Source organism: Acidobacteriota bacterium (assembly GCA_016712445.1).
Lineage (GTDB): Bacteria > Pseudomonadota > Alphaproteobacteria > Caulobacterales > Hyphomonadaceae > Hyphomonas.
On the sequence record JADJRB010000002.1, the window covers coordinates 76,784 to 97,246 of the forward strand.

15 protein-coding genes are annotated in these 20,463 nt (G+C 63.6%); 9 read left to right on the forward strand and 6 right to left on the reverse strand.

The window, feature by feature from the left end; genetic code table 11:
- Positions 1 to 61 precede the first annotated feature (61 nt).
- From IPK75_13345 to IPK75_13355, 3 genes are all read left to right on the forward strand, one after another.
- Positions 62 to 1,795, forward strand: a complete 1,734-nt coding sequence (locus IPK75_13345) for an AMP-binding protein (protein ID MBK8199336.1) — start codon at positions 62 to 64, stop codon at positions 1,793 to 1,795.
- A 126-nt stretch (positions 1,796 to 1,921) separates the two neighbouring features.
- Entirely contained in the window at positions 1,922 to 2,995 is a 1,074-nt protein-coding gene (locus IPK75_13350; protein ID MBK8199337.1) for a sensor domain-containing diguanylate cyclase, read from the forward strand.
- A gap of 135 nt (positions 2,996 to 3,130) precedes the next feature.
- Positions 3,131 to 3,559 (forward strand): hypothetical protein, encoded by a 429-nt coding sequence (locus IPK75_13355; protein ID MBK8199338.1) that lies wholly within the window; start codon positions 3,131 to 3,133, stop codon positions 3,557 to 3,559.
- Here IPK75_13355 and IPK75_13360 read toward each other — a convergent pair.
- A complete protein-coding gene (locus IPK75_13360; protein MBK8199339.1) occupies positions 3,556 to 5,925 on the reverse strand; it encodes a serine/threonine protein kinase in 2,370 nt (789 codons plus the stop codon). The two genes, IPK75_13355 and IPK75_13360, sit on opposite strands and share 4 nt — an antisense overlap.
- Positions 5,906 to 6,490 (reverse strand): sigma-70 family RNA polymerase sigma factor, encoded by a 585-nt coding sequence (locus tag IPK75_13365; GenBank protein MBK8199340.1) that lies wholly within the window; start codon positions 6,488 to 6,490, stop codon positions 5,906 to 5,908. The genes IPK75_13360 and IPK75_13365 overlap by 20 nt, the downstream gene beginning before the upstream one ends.
- A gap of 144 nt (positions 6,491 to 6,634) precedes the next feature.
- On the opposite strand from IPK75_13365, the gene IPK75_13370 reads away from it, so the two are divergent.
- The 5 genes from IPK75_13370 to IPK75_13390 all read left to right on the forward strand — a co-directional run bounded on the left by IPK75_13370 (position 6,635) and on the right by IPK75_13390 (position 12,572).
- Positions 6,635 to 7,180, forward strand: coding sequence for a hypothetical protein (locus tag IPK75_13370; protein MBK8199341.1), 546 nt, complete (start codon positions 6,635 to 6,637; stop codon positions 7,178 to 7,180).
- Between the two features lie 3 nt (positions 7,181 to 7,183).
- On the forward strand, positions 7,184 to 8,851 hold the full coding sequence (locus IPK75_13375) for a hypothetical protein (GenBank protein ID MBK8199342.1): 1,668 nt from the start codon (positions 7,184 to 7,186) through the stop codon (positions 8,849 to 8,851).
- A gap of 6 nt (positions 8,852 to 8,857) precedes the next feature.
- Complete coding sequence (locus IPK75_13380) at positions 8,858 to 10,009, forward strand: FHA domain-containing protein (protein MBK8199343.1); 1,152 nt, start codon at positions 8,858 to 8,860, stop codon at positions 10,007 to 10,009.
- 9 nt (positions 10,010 to 10,018) lie between these two features.
- On the forward strand, positions 10,019 to 11,545 hold the full coding sequence (locus IPK75_13385; GenBank protein MBK8199344.1) for a protein kinase: 1,527 nt from the start codon (positions 10,019 to 10,021) through the stop codon (positions 11,543 to 11,545).
- A 76-nt stretch (positions 11,546 to 11,621) separates the two neighbouring features.
- A complete protein-coding gene (locus tag IPK75_13390) occupies positions 11,622 to 12,572 on the forward strand; it encodes a C1 family peptidase (GenBank protein MBK8199345.1) in 951 nt (316 codons plus the stop codon).
- Positions 12,573 to 12,584: 12 nt separating this feature from the next.
- Here IPK75_13390 and IPK75_13395 read toward each other — a convergent pair whose 3' ends face one another.
- Genes IPK75_13395 through IPK75_13405 form a run of 3 tightly spaced genes read right to left on the reverse strand, consistent with a single transcriptional unit; the run spans position 12,585 to position 18,074 of the window.
- A complete protein-coding gene (locus IPK75_13395) occupies positions 12,585 to 15,848 on the reverse strand; it encodes an error-prone DNA polymerase (protein ID MBK8199346.1) in 3,264 nt (1,087 codons plus the stop codon).
- Positions 15,845 to 17,443, reverse strand: coding sequence for a DNA polymerase Y family protein (locus IPK75_13400; GenBank protein ID MBK8199347.1), 1,599 nt, complete (start codon positions 17,441 to 17,443; stop codon positions 15,845 to 15,847). Before IPK75_13400 ends, IPK75_13395 begins: the two co-directional genes overlap by 4 nt.
- Positions 17,346 to 18,074, reverse strand: coding sequence for a hypothetical protein (locus tag IPK75_13405; protein MBK8199348.1), 729 nt, complete (start codon positions 18,072 to 18,074; stop codon positions 17,346 to 17,348). The genes IPK75_13400 and IPK75_13405 overlap by 98 nt, the downstream gene beginning before the upstream one ends.
- Before the next feature lie 177 nt (positions 18,075 to 18,251).
- Between IPK75_13405 and IPK75_13410 the strand changes: the two genes are divergently transcribed.
- Entirely contained in the window at positions 18,252 to 19,472 is a 1,221-nt protein-coding gene (locus IPK75_13410) for an alpha/beta fold hydrolase (GenBank protein MBK8199349.1), read from the forward strand.
- Between the two features lie 13 nt (positions 19,473 to 19,485).
- Here the strand turns inward: IPK75_13410 and IPK75_13415 are convergent, their stop codons facing one another.
- Positions 19,486 to 20,352 (reverse strand): alpha/beta hydrolase, encoded by an 867-nt coding sequence (locus tag IPK75_13415; protein MBK8199350.1) that lies wholly within the window; start codon positions 20,350 to 20,352, stop codon positions 19,486 to 19,488.
- Between the last annotated feature and the right edge of the window lie 111 nt (positions 20,353 to 20,463).

Here is a 20,463-nt window from a genome sequence, read left to right on the forward strand (position 1 = left end):
GCCGACCCAAACCAAGATGTGCAATGGGTGACGTCTCCTCTGATTCAGGAACGGCCTGCCAATGCGCGCTCTTCAGCACCCATCCGTCCAACCCCGTGAAGCGGCGCTGCACGCACACACCTACAATCCGGAAGCCAGTGCTTTTCACGCAGCGATCAGCGACTATTCGCCTGAACGCCTGGAAGCGATCATAGGCCACGCCGCAACCGCCTTTGGCAACGAACCTTATCTCACGACAGTGCTTCCAAACGGATTGTCTGCAACGCTGTCCTTCGCAGACGTCGCGGAGCAGTCGGCAAATCTCGCGCGATATCTGCGAGAAGATCTCGGACTACTGCCCGGCGCTGTGGTGGCGGTCCAGTCGCCGAATTGTATCAGTTACGTTGTGTGTCTGCTCGGCATCCTGCGTGCCGGGCTCGTGCTGTCGAACGTCAACCCGCTCTATACCGAGACCGAGACACGCCGCCAGCTGCGCGATTGCAAAGCACAGGCTCTTATCGGTTCGGAAGTCTTTTCGGCCACCATCGACCGCGCGGTGGTCGGAACCGGGGTCGCGCATGTCATATCGGTTTCGCTGACGGACTTCTTCCCGGCGCTGAAACGCTCCGGCTTGGATTTTGTGCTCCGTCGCATCAAGAAGCTGGAGCGGCCTTTGAACGTGGCGCATGTGACCCTGCGCCATGCACTTCAGCGCGGATCGAAACACTCTGTTCCAGTCGGTTTGTACACCGAGCAATTGAACGACAACCGCGACGCGATCTTCCAGTATTCGGGTGGCACGACCGGCACATCGAAGGGTGTGCGGTTGAGCGTGGCGGGGCTGGTGACCAATATCGACCAGTTCGTCAGCCTGTCTCCGTCATTGGCGTCGATGCGCGGACAGTCAATGCTGCTCGTCTTGCCCGTTTATCATGTCTTCGGCCTCTTCGCCTCAGTCATTGCTCTTCGGCATGGTGTGCGCCTTGTCCTCGCGCCCAGCCCGAAACCACTGTCGAACCTCAAGGCGTGCTTCGAGAAGTTTCAGCCAACCATCTTCCCGGGCGTGAACACGTTGTTCGCAAAGCTGATGGAAGAGCCTTGGTTCGTTGCCAATCCGCCGAAGCTGAACCTGACGATATCCGGCGCAGCCGCGCTCGATCCGTCGATCGGCAAGCGCTGGCGCGAAATGACTGGATCGGAGGTCATCGAAGGTTACGGCATGACGGAAGCGACGACGCTGCTGACGGTCAATCCGGCAGATGCGCGTCATCGTCCGGGTACGGCCGGTGTGCCGCTTCCTGGTACGCAGGTCCGGATCCTGCTTGATGATGGCCGATTTGGCTTGCCGGGCGAGGTCGGCGAGATTGTTGCCAAGGGGCCTCAGTTGATGGCGGGCTACCTGCACCGTCCGGAAGAGACGGCCGCCGCGTTCAGGGATGGCTGGATGCGTACCGGTGATATCGGCGTGCTTGATGACGAGGGCTATCTCAAGATTGTCGACCGGGCAAAAGACATGGTCTTGGTCGGTGGCTTCAACGTTTTTCCGGCAGAAGTGGATGAAGTGTTGAATGCCTGTCCCGGCGTGCTGGAAGCGGCCAGCGTTGGCATCAAGAAAGAGAATTCGGAAGAGGAACTGGTGGCGTTCGTCGTGAGGCGCGATCCCGGTCTCGACGAAGCGAGCGTCTTGCAGTTTTGCGGACAGCAACTGACTGGCTACAAACGTCCGCGCAAGGTGCATTTCGTGGAAGAATTGCCGAAGTCGCCAATTGGCAAGATTCTTCGCCGCGAGCTGCCCTTTCTTGCGCAGCGGGTTTGACGGACCGTTAAGGTAGATTGAGGCCGTCGTTGGCGGTATTTTGGGTCGCCCACGCGATAACGAATGATAAAGCAGCTTCGATTATCGATTCTGGTTCAGGGGTGAGCCAGTTCGAGATCCGGGTGCATGATTTATCCGCCACAAGGGTTTGAGCAGCAGAAGAGCGAAGTGCTTCAGCGCTATCGCATTCTCAATGGCGCTGAAGTGCATGTCGCCAGTCAGATCGCTCAGACGGCGGCAATGGCGCTTGGCGTGCCGACCGTCCTGGCCGTCCTGAACGAGCGCTATCGAACCTGGTATCGCTCCGACTACGGCGTAAATCCGCGCTGCCTGAGCCAACTGCAAGAGTTTTGCACACACGCCAATCTTGCCGAGTCGGCATTCACCGTTCCCGACGCGCGCGCCGAGGCCTACTTTGCAGCCGACCCCGTTGTCACTGGCGCCCCGGGTGTCGTTTTCTTCGCCGGGGCGCCGCTGCGCGATCCGGACGGCAAGCGTTTCGGCACGCTCTGCCTGATCGATCACGTCCCGAAGCATCTCGACGACAGTCAGTTCCAGTTGCTCAAGAGCTTTGCCAGTATCATCAGCCAGGACATCTGCGTGCGCAGCGCCGCGCGCTACGCCGTTCGCGACCTCATCGAAGCTGAGCACGACAAGAGCGATCTGTTCGATCTGGCCATGACCGATCCCCTTACAGGCGCGCTGAACCGCCGCGCGTTCTTCAGGATGGCGGAACGCGAAGTCCTGCGCGCAAGCCGGCACGGAAAGCCGCTCTCAGCGATGATGTTCGACATCGACCATTTCAAGCGCGTCAACGACGTGCACGGCCATGGCGCCGGCGACGATGTGCTGGTGCGTCTGTCGGCTTGCGTGACGCAGAACATACGGGATGAAGATCTTTTCGGCCGGCTCGGCGGGGAAGAGTTTGCGCTCATCCTTCCGGAAACCGAGCCGTTGCGGGCCATGATCCTTGCCAACAGGCTGCGTCTCGCCGTGGCCGATCTCGATCATGCCGGCAAGGACGCGCCCTTCAAGGTGACGATCAGTGCGGGCATCAGCGAGCCGGGTTTCGCCGATCTTGATGTTGTCCCCGCGCTTGAACGCGCCGATGCCGCGCTCTACCGCGCCAAGCAAAATGGCCGCAACCGGGTCGAACTGGCCTTGGCGCGCGGCGCCGACGACGATCGCGACGTCGCATAGCGCGGCCGTCGCTGCGGGGTATGCGGCGCGTCTGCCTTGACCCGTTCTTGCCCGATTTGACGCCTTGCAGTTTGAAGGCGCATGTTTCCGCTTCGCGCCGCCAATGCTTGAAACCGCCAACGGGAGACAAATCGAATGATGCGAATGCTTGTGGTTGCCCCTCTCATCCTGTTGCCCGTGCTGGTGTATGCCTTGGTCGCCGTGTTTTCAGGCGACGGCGGCGCCGATGCCAACCTTCAGGGCGCGCTGTTCAGCATGCCCATGATGTCGGGCGGAAAATGGCGATTCACACTTGGCGACTTCGTTCTGTTGATCGGCCTCGTCACGCTGTTCATCGAAATTCTCAAGGCGGCGCGCACCCGCAACGACGCCATCGTCAATCACTCACTGTCGATGCTGCTCCTGCTGGTCTGCGTGATTGCATTCCTTGTTGTACCCGGCTTCGGCACGTCTGTATTTTTCCTGCTTGTAGTCATGTGCCTGCTCGATGTGATCGCGGGCCCGATCGTCAGCATCGTGGCCGCCCGGCGCGATTTCGGCGTGGGAGATGGTCTCGGTTCTTAAGCCGGGCAGTCTGCTTCGAGATAAGCCTTGAGGCCGGTCCGGTCGGGAACGAATTCCGGGTCCGCCAGTCGAGCCTCGACATCGAACGACGCGCGGACCCTGGAAATGACTCCGCAGGCCCAGCTGCGCGCGTCGGCAGGTGGGTCGATCTCGGCGGCCTGCGACGCAACGTGCAACAGGTTCGCTTCATAGAATTCGTTTCCCGGCACCAGTTTGCCAAGGTCGATCAGCAGCTGCGCCGCTTCCTCGATCGCCGCCCGAGCCTCCGGCAGGTTTCCGAGCGCCCATTGCGCCGTCGCCCGCTTCTGCAGCATGGCCGACAGTCCTTCCGGTCCGCCGGCGTCCTCGGGATCATCGGCGAGGATCTTGCGTGCCATTTCGACAGCATTGTCCGCATGCAGGGCCGCGTCTTCGAGGTTGCCCGCAAGCCGTGACGCTGTTGCGTGTTCGCCCTCGGCCACCATCAGCTGCGTCATGTGATAATAGCTCTCAGGCGTTTCGGCGAGCGCGCGCTTCCTGAAGTCTATCGCGAAATCCAGCGGCTCGATCGCTTCGGCGCCGCGGTCCATGCCGATCAGGGTCGTTGCATGCTGCATCGCGAGATAGGCTGCCATCTCTTCGCCGCCACCCATCCGTTCTGACATCTCCGGCGTAATCTCGGCGCGCCACTGCGCAACATTTTTCAGCGCCTCGTCACGTTTGCCCTCGTTCTCGAGGATCTGGAGCAGGTCCGTGCGCAAGCTCCAGAAATGCCTCAACACGCGCTGTTCGTTTTCATCCTTCAAGGCGAGGCCCTGTTCGGCGAGTTCAAAGCCGCGCGCGTTATGAAGCCGCGCCTTTTCGAGGTAGCGCACATGATACACGAACTGCATCGTCAGCATACGTTCGACCATGATCTGTTCAGCGATGGCAATCGTGTCGGTCGGATCTCGTGCGATCACTTCGTCCAGCGTGGCTTCAGCGTCGAGAAAGAGCTGCCGCGAGGTTTCCGTGTCGCCCAGGTTGGCTATGCCAACGCCCCCGTAAAGATCGGCGAGGCGGGATGTGATGATGCCGACTTCCAGAAGCACGTCAGTCGGCGCCTCCTGGTCCAGCTCCAATCCGTTGATGTAGTCGCGCACGACGCCTGCGAGTGCCTGGCGCGCTTCGAGCGAACCGGCGATCTCGTCCGCCTTGTCGTAAACATCGAATACCAGCGTCCGGCTGAGCTCACGGGCTTGCGTGAAACGCGCGTTTGCGAGCGCCAATGCCTTCTCGGCGCGGTTGTATTGCAACAGCGTCACCGTCAAGGCGGCCGAGAGACCGAGGACCACCCCCGCCACCGCGAGCGCGGTAACTTTGTGCCGGCTGATGAACTTCGCAAACCGGTAGCCGGATCCGCCGCGATAGGCCGACACGGGACGGCCGGCGCGCAAGCTCTTGAGGTCGTCGTCGAGCGCATCCACGGATGGGTACCGGTCGGCTGGATCGGCGGCGCAGGCGCAGGCAACGATCGCCCGCATCTCCGGGCTTTGGTCTTTGCCTGGCACCAGGTCGTCGAGCAGTTTGCCGAGAGAGAAAATGTCCGACAGCGTGGTCGCCATCGCGCCGTCCAGGCGCTCAGGTGCGGCATATCCTGGCGTGTAACTGAGGCTTGGCAACTTGCCAGAACGACCCGGTGAGACGGACGTCGAACCAGCGCGCTCGGGCGGTCTTGAAATGCCGAAGTCAATCAGCTTTACCTCGCCCTCGCGGCTGACGAGAACGTTCGAAGGTGTGATGTCGCGGTGGATGATCAGGTTCTGGTGGGCGAACTGCACGGCGGCGCAGAGCTTGGCAAACAGATCGAGACGCGCATCAAGCGACGCGGACGTCTGTTCCGCCCAGGTCAACACGGGCAGACCATCCACCAGTTCCATGATCATGAACGGCGAGCCGTCATCCATTTCGCCGCCATCATAAAGCCGCGCAATGTTCGGATGGTTCAGCGCCGCAAGGATCTGCCGTTCGCGTTGGAAGCGCTCAACCAGCACGTCCGACAAGACGCCGGGCCGAATGACCTTGATAGCGACTGTCTGGTCAAAGTTGCCGCTGACGCGCTCCGCCTTGTAAACCGCGCCCATTCCGCCCTGACCGATTGTGCCGACAACCTTGTAGGCACCGATACGCTCCGGGATCGGAGCATCCGAGGCATCATGGCCGGCGCCGCCGGTTTTGAGCGCGCCCGGATGCGCACGTTCGGCTTCCAGCAGCGCAAGCACGCGGCTTTCGACCGCGACGTCGCCGTTGCAGTTCGCACGCACCCATTCAACGCGGACATCGGATGGAACATCAAGCGCGCGGGAAAGTAGTTCGAGCGCCGCGCGCTCAATCGATCCGGTGCTCATCCTGCCTCGCTTCATTCAGGCAATCGAGCAACCAGGCCCGCGCCACACGCCAGTTTCGCTTGACCGTTGCTTCGGACACGCCGCGCAACGCTGCAATTTCTTCGAGTGTCATGCCGCCGAAATAGCGCAGCTCGACAATCTCGGCCTTGTCTTCGTCGATGACGCTGAGCCGGATGAGCGCTTTCTCCAACACATCCATTTCAATCCGGTCGGACTGGCCGTCGGACAGTCGGGAGACAAGGGTCACCTTTTGATGGTGTCGCTTGTCAGAGCGCTTCTTGCGGGCATGGTCGATGAGCACTCGGCGCATCGCGCGTGCCGCAAGCGCTAGGAAGTGGACCTTGTCGGCCCATTCAACCTGTTCGACACGCATCAGGCGAATGACCGCCTCGTTAACGAGGTCGCTGGTTGAAAGCGAAAGGTTGCGCTCCGCCCGGATCAGGCCCGCCGAAATCTGTCGCAGCTCCGAGTAGAGCTGGGTGAAAAGCCGGTCTCTTGCGCCAAGGTCCCCGGCGCGCCAGCCATCCAGCAGCTGCTTTGCTGTTTGATCGTCCGAGTGCGCCAATTTGGCCTCCCCTCAAAGGGTGAAGCAAAATCCATGCTTCGACAAGCCTTTGGCAGGCCTCCAAATATTTTTTGCGGCGCGTGACCCGAAAGCGCGACGGCCCGCGCCTTCATCTACAGGAGCGACAATGGGAAGGCGCCGCACATGGAACAAACCCTCGACAAGATCCCGCCGGAAGCGTGGCCAATCGTGGATTTGCTGTTCAACCTCACAATGGCGGCCGCCGGAATCTGGCTGGCGGTCACGGCGTTTGTCATCTGGCGACGCCATGCGTCCAACCTGACGCCGGTGAACGCCGCCGAGCGTAGTCGCAAGGCTCAACCCGACTTTCTGAAGGTGGACCAGAAAGCCCGGGAAGAGGCGATCGAGCGTGGGGACAAATTCGAAAAAGCGCTCGATCGGCGCGATGCCGCCGAAGAACGGGCGGCATCGCGTCTCAAGCCGGCAAAGTCGGCGCAGAAGGCGGCCGGTCTTGCCGCGCTGATCATGTCGATCTTTACGATGCTGTCGGTGGTCACCTCGTCGGTTTTCACGCTGACCGGCGCCGGCCAGCTCGCCGGGGAGTTTTCGACCTGGGAGCGCGCCCGCGCCATCATCGAGGCGCACCCGATCGCCTTCACCCTCTGCGTGCTGATCATCCTCGCACGCATCTACACGCATTTCTTCCCGCCAGCTCAGAAGGAGGGCTGATCCATGGCCTCGATGCCGCTTGTACTGACCGATCCCGAACTGCTCGCCGAATTCGTGCGCGAGTCGGATTTCAAGACCTTCTTCGAGAAGCGCTTTGCAACGCCTCCTGACATCGCTGCCCTTCTGTTTCGCAATGGCCAGCTGATTGACACCTTCAAGGGCGCCCATTTCTCGGTCGGCGGAATCGCGACCGCAATCAAAGGCATCGCAGGCGGCTCGACGCATATCGCCATCATGCTCGCTGACCTGAAACCGTTCCAGGTGAAGCTGCCGATCCGCGCCTTGTCGCGCGACAATGTCGAGATCTCAGGTGTGGCTACGCTGGAACTGCAGCTCAACCCTGACAAGCCGTCGAACATTCTCGGGCTGATGGGCGGCGTGTCACGCCAGCAAGTCGACGCTGAGGACGGCAAATCTGTTCTGCCGGGCCGCAAGGCTCTGTCGCGGATTGATGTGCTTGACCGGATCGCGCCTCATTTCACCGACCGGGTTGTCGAAGCTGTCGTCGGCCGGATGGATGCAGCGGACATTCGCGGCGAAGGCGGCCTGCAAGACAAGATCCAGGCCGACATGATGCGGGAAGCCGAACGCGTCTGCGGCGATCTTGGCGTGCTCGTGCGCGCAGCATCCGTCGAATGGGCGATGAACGCCGTCGAGCGTGAGGCCATGGACCGCGCGCAGGTCGAGCGCCAGCAGGAGGCGCTGGACTACCAGCTGGGCCTGCTCAAACGCGAGGTGGAGCGGCAGTCGGAAGCGACGCAAGTACGCATCGAGTCGTCGACCGACCTGACGAAGCTGCAGAACGCCAGTGACGACGAACTGGCGCATATGGTGCTCCAGAGCGAAGTACGGTTCCTCGACGCGCGTGAGGACGTCACCCGCCGTCACGAAATGGAAGCGTTGGCGCACGAAATCGAGGTGCTTCGCACCGAACGTGCGGCCAAGATGGAAAGCGAGATCCAGGACGCTGGCCATCTGATCGACCTTACGGCCGAAGCCGCGAAGCTGCGCAAGACCGAACGCGAGATCGAATTGCTCGACGCGCAGCATGTCCAGGCGCTCAAGAAAATGGGTGTCCTGACAGATCTTGAGTTGCGCGAGCGCACACAGCGCATGGAGCTCGACCTGGCCCGTGTTGCGCAGGAACAGTCGGCCCGGAACCTCAAGAACCTGATGGATATTGAGGGAACGCAGGCCGACCGCGACGCCGATCGCGGCATCAGGACTGACAAGTCCAAGACCGAGAATGATATCGCCCGGATCCGTGCCGACACAGATTCCCGCACGGCGCAGCTGATGGCGGGTGCCAAGATGACGCCGGAACAGATCCTCGCGATCAATGCCGGCCTGTCGCCGCATGTGGCCGAGGTTCTGAAGGAACAGGCGCGTGCGCGCGCCGATGCGAACAACGACTCGATGTCGATCATGCGTGAACTGATCAAGGGCGCGGCCGACGAGCGGTCCGAGAGCCGCGCTCATGAACTGGATATCCTGAAAGCGGGTATGGCCGGCGCGTCTGGCGTCGCACATGGCGCGGGCGGCAAGCCCGCTCCGGCTCCGGGTGAGGCGGCAAGCGCGGATCCGGCATCTGTCGAATGCCCAGAATGTGGCCGCACACTTGCCGCCAAAGCAAACTTCTGCACCGGCTGCGGCCACAAGATGCGGACCTGACCGTCAATGTCGCGCAGCCCCTCATCTTCTCAGCTGCCGCCGCGCACCCAGGCGGAGTGCTGCTACGCGGCGGCCCTCCAGCACGACGCGACCTATTGCGGCGAATGCGGAAAGCCCCTCGTACGCTGCATGGCGGCCGAGGAGTGCGGCGGGCTGCTGGATGACAATGGCCTGTGCACGGTTTGTGTCTCGCCGCACCTTCAGATGGACGCCGGTGCGACCACGGCGGCCCAGGTAGGCGGCGCGGTATCAGTGCCGCTGTCGCTATCCAATCGCTCCGCAGTCGGACGGCCCCTTTTCGTGACCGGGCTATGGAGCCGTGAGGCATCCGGCGCATGGGTCGAGGAGACGTTGGGCTGGGAGCGCCTTGAGGCCGGCGAAACCCGTCCGTTCACGATCGTCGCCGATGAGATCGAAAAGGCCGGCGCGCACAGCCTCCAGGTATTGGTGGCCCTCGCGAGCCGTTGGCGTTGGCGTCAGGAGAACTATGCATTCATTGCCCAAGCCACGCTGATCGTCGCCGATCCCTCGTCAGAGAAGGCCCCGGTCGTGAATATCGGCGGGCAGAGCGCGGGTCACGGCAACCTCGTGTACATTTCCGGAAAGAATGAAACCCGGCAGGGACCCTCAACCACCGTCGAAGCCTTGTCGCTGCCGTTGGTACGCGCCGAGCGCGACGAACGCCGGCTCGGGCTGCGCGGCATAGATGCAAATCTCTCAGTGCCGCGTCAGGCGGCCATTCGCTGGCAGGGATTTCCGAAAGGCGACGCACCCGTCAACGGTCCGATCCTGACGAGCGACGGCGTGTTTGCCGGCGGGCGCAGCCGCACGCGGCGGCAGGGCGGCGATGGAGACATCCGTCTGTTGGTCGAAGGCCCTTCCGGAGTCGATGAAGGGCTCAGCCAGCTGATTTCTCGCCGCCACTTCGAACTCTACATTGAATCCGACCGGTTGATGCTCCGCGTCACCGGTGGCGGCGGCCTGCGCCTAAACGGCGATGCCTTGGGTGAGGGCAAGGTTCGTCAGCTGTCCGATGGCGATACGATCTCGCCCATCGTCACGGCGCCGCAAAGCCTGAGCCTGAAACTTTCCTTCCAATCCGAACACGGAAGTGTGCGCCAGATCAATATCCGCCGCCTCACCTCCGCAACGATGTAGGTCAACGCCATGCCCAAGTGCACGAAATGCTCTGCCCCGATTGCTGCCGGAGACCGGTTCTGCCCGGAGTGCGGCACCGACCAGCAGGCCCGAAATCTCGAAGGCATGATGACCATCGGCGGCCTTGAAACGCTCGACCACACGCAAACCCGAAACGCCGGCAAGGAAGCCCAAGCCGAACTTGCGGCCGGAACAGAATTCGCTGGCCGGTATGTCATCGAACGCGTCGTGGGCAAGGGCGGCATGGGCGTTGTCTACCGGGCGAAAGACAAGCTCGCTGACAAGGCGGTGGCCCTGAAACTCATCCGTGCCGAACGTCTTGGCGGGCAGGGCGCCGTCAAGCGGCTCATTTCGGAAGGCCTGACCGCCCGCGACATCCGGCATCAGAATATCGTGGCTGTGTATGATATCGGCGACGCTGGCGGCCAGCCGTTCGTGTCGATGGAATACCTTGATGGCCAATCGCTGCGCGACTGGCATCGCGAAAAGATTCGCCAACGCCAGGATGTGCCACTGCGGGTCGCGGCCCGTATCGTGGCCGAAATCCTCGATGGCCTTGCGGCCGCTCATGCGGCCGGCGTGATCCACCGCGATCTGAAGCCCGAGAACATCATCCTCGTCTCGGAGCCGAGCGAGACGGCAGCGCCGCTGAAGATCCTCGACTTCGGAATCGCGCGCGTCGCTGGCTCCGCGACGGACAGTGGGACCGGCACGGGTCTCGGCACACCGCGCTACATGGCTCCGGAACAAGTCACCAATGCGGATTCCGCCGGCGCGCCCGCAGACCTCTACTCTCTGTCGGTCATCTTTTACGAATTGCTCGTCGACGTGCTGCCGCAAGGACATTGGCAGGCGCCGTCCGGCGGCCGTTCCGATGTGCCGCAAGCCATCGACCAGCTGATCGAAACCGGTCTGTCCAACCGGCCTGCCAGCCGGCCGCAGACAGCAAAGGAATACCGCGCCGCGCTCGTCAACGCAGTGAACCTCGCAGTCCCCGGCCGCACCACGCGCAAGAAGGAAGATGCCTTGCCGGCCTTCGAGATTCCGAAGGTCAGTCCGTCGATCAGGAAATGGGTCGCGATCGGCTCCGCTGTTTTTCTCGGCATCATCCTGCTGGCGGCGCTTATACCCGGCGCCGATGGTTCGGACGAAGTCTTCGACAATGGTGGCGGATTCGAGGAGACGTTCGACAACGACGTCACCAGCGGCGGCGGAACATCTGCCCTGGGCGCGCTCAGCGGTCAGTGGAACGATGGCCTCGGAACGATCTACTCGGTCCGCGTCGGCAACGACGGATCGTTCTCGGGCGGCGGGCGAAACGCCTATGGCTATAATGTTCAACTGAGCGGCCGGTTCAGCGGCACCAATGCAAACTACACGCTCTCGGTTCCCGATATCGGCATGTCGTTCGGCGGCTCCATGCAGTGGGATCGCGGCTGCCATATAAATTTCGAGACGCGCGATGCTGCCAACAATGTCGTCGAACGCGGACAGATGCATGTGAACCATGAACCGGGTGGCCCATGTCCGGCTTAGTCCGCGTCTGGCCGCACACTCGGGCAATCCATCGCGATGCCCGTCTACTCTCAGCGATTCCAAGAAGGGGAAACTGATGTCTGGAAACTGGTCTGAATACAGCCTCAGTGGCTGCCGCTTCGAAGCGCGCCCATCGGCCGCGCCGGTGCTGTCCGCGCCGAACATCCGGTTGCCTGACCGGGTCGACCTGCGCGTGCATTGCTCGCCGGTCGAGAACCAGCTCAAGACCAACTCTTGCGTTGCCAACGCCGTAATCGGCGCGCTGGAATTCCACCATCTCAAGGCCGGCCGTCCGTTGACGGACCTTTCGCGCCTGTTCGTGTATTACAACGCGCGCATCCTGTCGGAGTCGACCCAGAAGGACGAAGGCAGCTTCATCCACCACGGCATGGCCTCCATCCTTGCCTATGGCGCCTGCGAAGCGCGTCTCTGGCCATTCATCGAGGCGATGGTCACCTCCCGTCCCACTGATGCCTGTTACCAGAACGCGTCTTCCTATGAGGCCGTGCAGTACGCGCGCACGCCGCGAGGTGTCCCGGCGCTGTCCGCGCTCGCACAAGGCCTGCCGATCGTGTTCGGCATCTTTGTGCCGGGAGAATACTATCAGACGGCCGCACAGACCGGGCGCATGCCGAAGCCCGGTCAGGCGCCGCAGCAAAGCCCGGCCATGGGCCACGCGATGCTGATTGTGGGCTACGACATGAACGAACGGGCCTATCTGGTGCGCAACAGCTGGAGCGCCTCATGGGCCGAGCATGGGTATTGCTGGATCCCGTTCGAGACGATGGACGCCTGGTCGCGTGAAGAGGATTTCTGGACGATCGGTGCCATTGAGGAAGCTGCGGGCTTCAAGCTGTCTGGGCCCAGCCTGACCGAGTCGATGAAGGGCATCGGTGTGTCGAACGACCTGCTGGAAGCGCGGGCTGAGAAGCTTGCCGCGCTGCGCACAGGTTTGCGAGAAAAGCTCTCTGGCGACCTTGAATCCGCAAAGCGCGATTTCCGCAGCCGGTTGCGCGACAAGTCCTGAGTCGCCGTCGCTTCAGTGAAAGTCCCGGCTTCGCGGGATAACACGTACGTCGCGCGGGTGGTGTGCCATTTCGCTTCTGACGCCCGGCGGGCGCCGGTTGGTGATGGGCCGGACAACTTCGTCCGCGTTCGCGAGGACACCTTTCAGCGGATCGCGCAGACTGTCCTCTGACAATAGGGACAGGTCGCCCGTGCAGTCGATCAGCTGCTCCGCCACGATATGGGTCACATTGTCAGCCGTCTGGACACGTCCTTTCACGTGCAGGATGCGCGCGTTCATGACAACCGGACGAAACCGCTCCATCACACGCTGCCACACCACGAGGTTGGCGATGCCGGTCTCGTCTTCCAGCGTGATGAATACCACGCCGTTGGCCGATCCCGGCCGCTGGCGCACCAGTACCAGTCCCGCCGTCTGCACCCGCCGCCCGTTGGGTTGCGCGCTTGCTTCAGCCGTCGAAAGGATGCGCCGCGCCCCATAGGCCTCCCGCAGGAAGGCCATCGGGTGCGCCTTCAGCGACAGGCGCGCCGTCTGGTAATCCTGGATCACGTGTTCCGAAGCGGGCATCAGCGGCAGGTCTGTGCCCGCTTCGTCGCCTTGTTCCGGCACGTCCGCAGCCACGAACAGCGGCAAGGACTGGTTCACCACCTCGCCGCGCACCTGCCACAGGGCCTCGCGGCGGTTGAGGCCGACCGAGCCGAACGCATCGGCGCTGGCCAGCTTTTCAAGCGGCGCACGGTGCAGGCCCGTTCGCCGGCGCAGGTCGTCCGGCGAGGTGTAACCCGGTCCCCGCGCCGCCATCAGAGTCTCCATCTCTGCTTCGCGCAGCCCGTCCACCTGCCGGAATCCGAGTCGCACCGCACACAGGCCATCGCCCTTGTCGGCCGGCTCCAGCGTATTGTCCCAATCGGAATAGTTCACATCCACCGGGCGCACCTCCACGCCATGTTCGCGCGCATCGCGCACGATCTGGGCCGGCGCATAGAATCCCATCGGCTGGCTGTTCAGCAGCGCTGCGCAGAAGACGTCCGGGTGGTGGCACTTCAGCCAAGAGGAGACGTAAACCAGCAAGGCGAAGGAGGCAGCATGGCTTTCCGGGAAGCCATACTCGCCAAATCCCTTCACCTGGTCGAAGCATCGTTTGGCAAACAGCGGGTCGTACCCGCGCGCCACCATGCGCGAGACCATCATGTCCTCATAATTCTGGATCGTGCCGACCTTTCGGAACGTTGCCATCGCCCGGCGCAGGCCGTTGGCTTCGTCGGGTGTGAACTTCGCGGCATCGATCGAGATCTGCATCGCCTGCTCCTGGAACAGGGGCACGCCCAGCGTCCGCTGGAGGATCCGCGACAACTCGTCTGCAGGGCCATGAGCCGGGGAAGGGCTCGGGAAATTGACCGGCTCCAGCTTCTTCCGCCGGCGCAGGTAGGGGTGCACCATGTCGCCCTGGATCGGTCCGGGGCGCACGATGGCGACCTCGATCACCAGGTCATAGAACGTGCGCGGCTTCAGGCGCGGCAGCATGTTCATCTGCGCGCGGCTCTCCACCTGGAACACGCCGAGACTGTCACCTTCGCACAGCATGTCATAGGTCGCGGTGTCATTCTGCGGCACCGTGGCGAGATTGAATCCCTCGCCCTTGTGCGCTTCAAGGAAGTCAAAAGCCTTGCGGATGCAGGTCAGCATGCCCAGCGCAAGTACATCCACTTTCAGGATGCCCAACGCGTTGATGTCGTCCTTGTCCCACTCGATGAAGGTGCGCGCGTCCATCGCCGCATTGCCGATCGGCACGGTCTCGATCAGCGGCCCGCGCGTCAGCACGAACCCGCCGACATGCTGCGACAGGTGGCGCGGAAACCCCATCAGCTGCTGTGTCAGCTGGATGGCCCGCCGGATCAGCATGTTGTCCGGATCGAGTCCGGCCCCGGCAATCTGACTGGCCGAAATGCTGCTGCCCCATCCGCCCCAGACAGATCCCGCCAGTGCGCCGGATATCTCTTCGCTCAGGCCCAATGCCTTGCAAACCTCGCGTACGGCCGAGCGTGGCCGGTAGCAGATCACGGTTGCCGTCAGTGCCGCGCGGTGACGGCCATACCGTTCGTACACGTACTGTATAACTTCCTCGCGCCGCTCATGCTCGAAGTCGACATCGATGTCCGGCGGCTCCTTGCGCTCGCGTGACAGGAAGCGTTCGAAGAGGAGGCTTGTCTCGGCCGGGTCAACGCTGGTCACGCCAAGACAGAAACAGACCGCCGAGTTGGCCGCCGACCCGCGCCCCTGGCACAGGATGCCTTGCGACCTTGCCCATGCGACAATGTCATTCACCGTCAGGAAGTAGGGGGCGTAAGCCAGTTCGCCGACGAGGCTCAGTTCCTTGCGCAGCTGGTGGGCAACAGCTTCCGGAATCCCGTGCGGATAGCGCCATTTCGCGCCTTTCCAGGTCAGGTGCTCCAGATGCGCCTGCGGCGTTGATCCGGGCGGGACAGGTTCATCGGGATATTCATAAGCCAGCTCGTTCAGGCTGAAGGTGCACCGCGCAGCAATTTCAGCCGTGCGCGCCAGCGCCGGCTCGAACCCCCTGAACAGCCGCGCCATCTCGCGGGCATCCTTGAGGTGGCGTTCGGCATTCGCGTCCAGCCGGAAGCCGGCTTGCGTGATGCTGCAATGCTCCCGGATGCAGGTCACCACATCCTGCAGGGGCCGGCGTTCCGGCTGGTGGTAGAGCACGTCATTGATGGCGACGAGCGGCGCGCCTGCCCGGGCGGAGATCTCGGCCAGCCGCGCGATACTTTCCCGGTTGCGGCCTGCGTACGCATAGCGGGCGGCAAGGTAGGTCCGCCGAGGGGCGGCCGCGCTGATGGCCTGCAACGCACGCTCGAACGCAGCGTCCGGCACGCCGGGTGGCAGCACGATGAGTACATGTCCTTCGCAGGCGCCAAGGATGTCCGCCAGCTCCAGATGGCAATCGCCCTTTGCTGCCTTCAGCTTGCCCTCCGACAGCAGGCGGGACAGGCGCCCGTAGGCGGCCCGGTCCTGCGGGTAGGCGATGATCTCCGGCCCGTCGACCGGCACCAGCCGCGCGCCCACCAGCACTTTCAGGCCGGATTCCTTCGCGGCCAGGTGTGCCCGAACGACCCCCGCAAGCGTATTGCGGTCCGCAATGCCGATGGCGGACAGGCCCAGTTCGGCCGCACGCTTCACCAATTCCTCCGGATGGCTCGCGCCCCGCAGGAACGAGAAGTTGGTGGTCACCGCAAGCTCTGCATAACCGCTCATGCGAACAGTCCCTGTACGAACCATTCCGGCATCTGGCCCCGGCCGTCATCATACAGGCCCTCGCGGAACACCCAGTAGCGCCGCCCGTCGGCGTCCTCGATCCGGTAATAGTCGCGCGTGCGCGGCAGCTTGCCGGGCGCTGCATCCTTGCCCGGCAGGAACAGCCACCATTCCGGTGCGATCCGCTCCGGTCCGTCCGAGCGCACCACGCGCCGCATCACCCGGCGCCAGATAAAACTCAGCGGCGGGCCGTCAGGCACCTGCGCGATCACGTCCACCCGCTCGGGCCAGCCCAACATCCGCACAGGCCGCAATCCTGCCAGGCGGGCAGGCAAAACGGCAGGTCCGGGGATCTCGCCGGTAAAAACAGCCTGCCGCTCGGCCGCGTCCGGCGCATGCCGCGCTTCGGCGACCACAAGGGTCACCGCGCCGTCCCCGAGACGGGCATTGATCCGGTCGGACATGGCCGCGAGCGCGACCTCGTCAATCCGGCTCGCCGCAAGTTCTCCGGACAGCGGCCGGCTGCCCATCTCCATTGCATCCGTCCGCCGCGCTTCCAGCAGCAAAAGGTCGATCCCGAAGCCCGGGTCGATCCGCGCCAGCTTCTCGCGGAACAGCCTCAGCACGTGCTCCGGTGCGCGCACCGGACGCGCCGCCTGCGCCGACACTTCGGAAACCTGGCCGTCCGTATGGAAGGCGCTGAACACAAACCGCCGGGCGCCCACGCCCTTTCCGGAAAGTTCGGCGCACAGCGCCTCGGTCAGCTGCTGCAGGCCGGCTTCTATTCCGGCGGGCTGGGTCAGCGGCTCGGGGCAGGGCAGCCGGCAGACATGCTCCGCTGGCGGACGAAGCGGCACGATGGGCTCGCGGCGGATACCAAGCGCCTGGTCGAGGCGCAGGCACACCGCATCTGCCGCCGCCCGCGACTGGAAGCGCCGCGCCAGGGCCTTGCGGTCAATGCCATAAAGCTGGCTGATGCGCGTCAGGCCAAACCGGCGCAGCAGCGTGGCGGCTTCCGGCGACAGCCGCAGCGCCTGTGTCGGCAAGTCGCCGATCCCGTCTCGCTCCCCGCCTTCCGGCACGACATCGACAACGCCCTGTCCGGTTCCGAAATGCGCCAGCGCATGCGCTGCCCCCGGCGTGCCCGCCATCGCAATCCGGTGGAGATATCCCGCCCGCGCCAGCCTTTCGGACAAGGCGCCAGCCATCGCCTGTTCGCCCCCGAAAAGATGGTCGCATCCGGTTGTCTCCAGCAACAGGCCGTCCTCCCCATCAAGCGCCACCAGCGGCGAGAAGCAGGTGGCCCACCGCGCCAGCAGGCGCAGCGCTCGGGCGTCTTCCTCCCGGTCGATTTCTTCCGCTGCCAGGTGCGGCACGCTGGCGCGTGCATCGCTGAAGCGCATGCCGGGGCCGATGCCTGCCGCCTTGGCCGCGGCATTCGCGGCTGCCACAGTCAGTCCGTGAGCGGATGTTTCGTGCAGGACAAACGGCCGGAGCTTAACCGGCCTTGCGGACAGGGGTTTGCCGTTGCGCCGGGCGCGGCGCAGCCGGTCCAGCGGCCATTCCGGAAACCACACCGAGAGATAGCGTTTCATCATTCCACTCGAGATCAAAACTTGCGCCCGTGGCATTCGGCGCAGACCGGCACCGTTCAAGTGTGGCCCGCCAGCGCGGATGGCCCGGGGCGTGCGGATCGTAGCGGTTCGGCGCCGAAGGCCGGGGGCTGATCCGCCAGCGGGTCGCGGCGGCCGTTGCGCCTTCGCAGGTATGCGGCATCAGCAAGACCACCGGCACACCATGCCGCCCGGAGGCCAGCGTCAGACGGCGTGTCGCCGTGAAATCTGCCGCTTCGATGTCGGCTACCACAAGGCTCACCGCACCGGACACCACCGCCTCCTCGACCGCCCATAGCGCATCCGAAAGCGTGCGCACTGCCACGTTCAGGCGCACCGGCGCTGCCGCCTGCATCTGGTGCAGCGCGGCTTCCGGCACTTGCCCGAGATCGCCGGACAGTTTGCCCTGGCTGATCCAGATCCAGGCGCCCGCTTTCGGCTGGCGCACGGCCGCCAGGGCAAACCCGGTGACGGCTGCCCGGTCCCCGTACGCCGCCTCAGCCACCTCATGCAGCCCGGCCAGACCAAGACCGAACGGGAAGGCGGCCGGCGCTGCAGGCGCTGCCGTCACAGGTCCCAGAAGGCCTCGGTTCTTGAGCGTGGCAATATCCATATGTTCTTATTTTGTTCTTTTGAGATTGAGTCAATGCCCATCGCGTCCCGGGCGATTTTTCCACAGGTCCGCAGGCGGCGGGGCCGGTAACGCGTGCCTCGCCATCGCCGCGCGATCACGCTAGACGCTGAAAGGCAGCCAGAGCGCCGCGCCGAGGCGCACCATACAAGGACCACCATGCCCGTTTCGCAGTTCAAAGGCTTTGCCGGCGTCTCGATCCGGGGTGAGCGCCGCGGCGATCCGGACGACCCGCTGGTCCTGCTGGTCCACGGCGGCGGGCAGACCCGCGAGGTCTGGAATGAAGCTGCGTCCGCCCTCGTGCGCGCCGGGCGCCAGGTCATCGCCATCGACCTGCGCGGTCACGGCCAGAGCGAATGGCCCGAAGACGGGCGCTACGATTTCGGCGCCTATGTCGAAGACCTGCGCGCTATCCTCGCCCAGTTGCCCTCGCGCCCTGTCATCGTCGGCGCGTCGCTCGGCGGCTGGGTAGCGGCTGTCGCGCTCGGCGAAGACGGCGGCCACCTCGCCTCCGGCCTGATCCTTGCCGATGCCCCGCCGCATCTAGACCTCACTAACATCCGCGCCGCCGCCGGCGCCTTGCGGGCCGCCTCCGAAACTGACCGGGGCGGCTACGATCCCCGCATGCTCGACCGCTTCGATCTCGAAGAAGCACTGAACCGGTTCAAGGCCGCCGCACCGAAGATCAGGATGCCAGTCCTGTTCGTGCGCGGGGCGCTCAGTGCGGTCACCGATGCCGCCGCCGCCGGAAAGATAGTCGAGCAGATTCCGGGCGCGGAGTATGCGGAGATTGGCCAAGCCGGCCATCTCGTCGCGTCCGACCGTTCCGACCTCTTCAGCGCGACATTGCTCGACTTCCTCGAGCGGCGCATCCCCCGCTTCGTGCCGGAATACCGATCCGGTTCGGACGCGCGCACCCTGCGCGATGCCCTCGGCTGCTTTGCGACCGGCGTCACAGTCGTCACCACCTTCGAGCCGGGCGGCGAGCCGGTCGGTCTCACCGCAAACTCATTCACATCGGTCTCGCTCGATCCGCCGCTGCTGCTTGTCTGCATCGCCAAAACGTCGAGCAGCCTGAAGGCGCTCGAACAGGCGGGCCATTTCGCCATCAACGTCCTGCACATCGGCCAGCAGCCGGTATCCGGCCTGTTCGCGGCCACGACCGGGGAACGTTTCCGGCAAACGCCGTGGAAACGCGGCCAGCATGATGCGCCGCTTCTCTCCAACGCGCTGGCAAACTTCGAATGCCGCAAGCATCAGATGCATGACGGCGGCGACCATGTCATCCTCGTGGGCGAAGTGCTCCGCGCGACATTCGATCCCCGCCGCGATCCCTTGCTCTACTTCCGAGGCAAGTATCGCCGCCTGCATTTTTCTTAAGTCCGTATGCGGACTAGAGAAACGCCTTCAGGTCCGCCACAAACCGGTCAAACTGGTCATGGTGCAGCCAGTGTCCGGCATTCTCGTACACCTTCACCGACGCATTCTTGAAATATGCGATCCGGCCATCCTTCTCGGGGTTCGAAGCCCAACTGTTGGCGCCATACAGCAGCAGCGTCGGGCAATCGATCTCCTGCCACAACGCCTGCACATCCTCGTTCGGCATGTCGAACGGCACCATCACGCGGAAATAGTTGTCGAACTTCCACGAATAGGTGCCGTCTTCGTTCTGGCTGATCCCATGAATCGTCAGGTGCCGCGCCTGTGCATCGGTCAGGTAGCTGTTCTCGGTCTTCATGCGCTCGTAGGCTTCCTCCAGCGTCGCATAGCGTTTCGGATTGCGCCCGGCCGCCTCGCGTTTGGCCGATATCCAGTCGCGCATCCGCTTGCCGACCGGCTCACCCATGCGCTCCTTCAGCATCTTCGGCGACGGCCCCAGTCCCTCGATCGCCACGATCTTGCGCACGTTCTCGGGATAGATGCCGGCATAGCGCAGCGAAATGTTCCCGCCATAGGAATGCGCAACGATCGTGACCGGCGCCAGCTGCTTCTGGTGGATCAGCTGCGCGAGGTCATACACGCAGGAGCGCGGCGAATAGTCTCCGTCTGCCGACCAGGCGCTGTCACCATGCCCCCGAAGGTCCGGCGCAATCACATGCCAGTCCTTGCGCAGCTCTTCGGCGACCCAATCCCAGCTGCGGCAATGGTCGCGCCCGCCATGCAGCAGGATCAGCGGCGGCGCCTCCGGATTGCCCCAGTCGGCATAGTGCAGGCGAAGGCGCTGGGAGTAATAGCTGTTCGATGTCGGTCCTGTGATCATGCGAGCAGTTAGACCACGCGGAACGGCGCCGTCCAGACGTTACGGTTCGGGGCGACGCAAGGGAAAACCGGACCCGGAGCCGTTGCGTCTTGTGTCCACTCGTTTACGTTA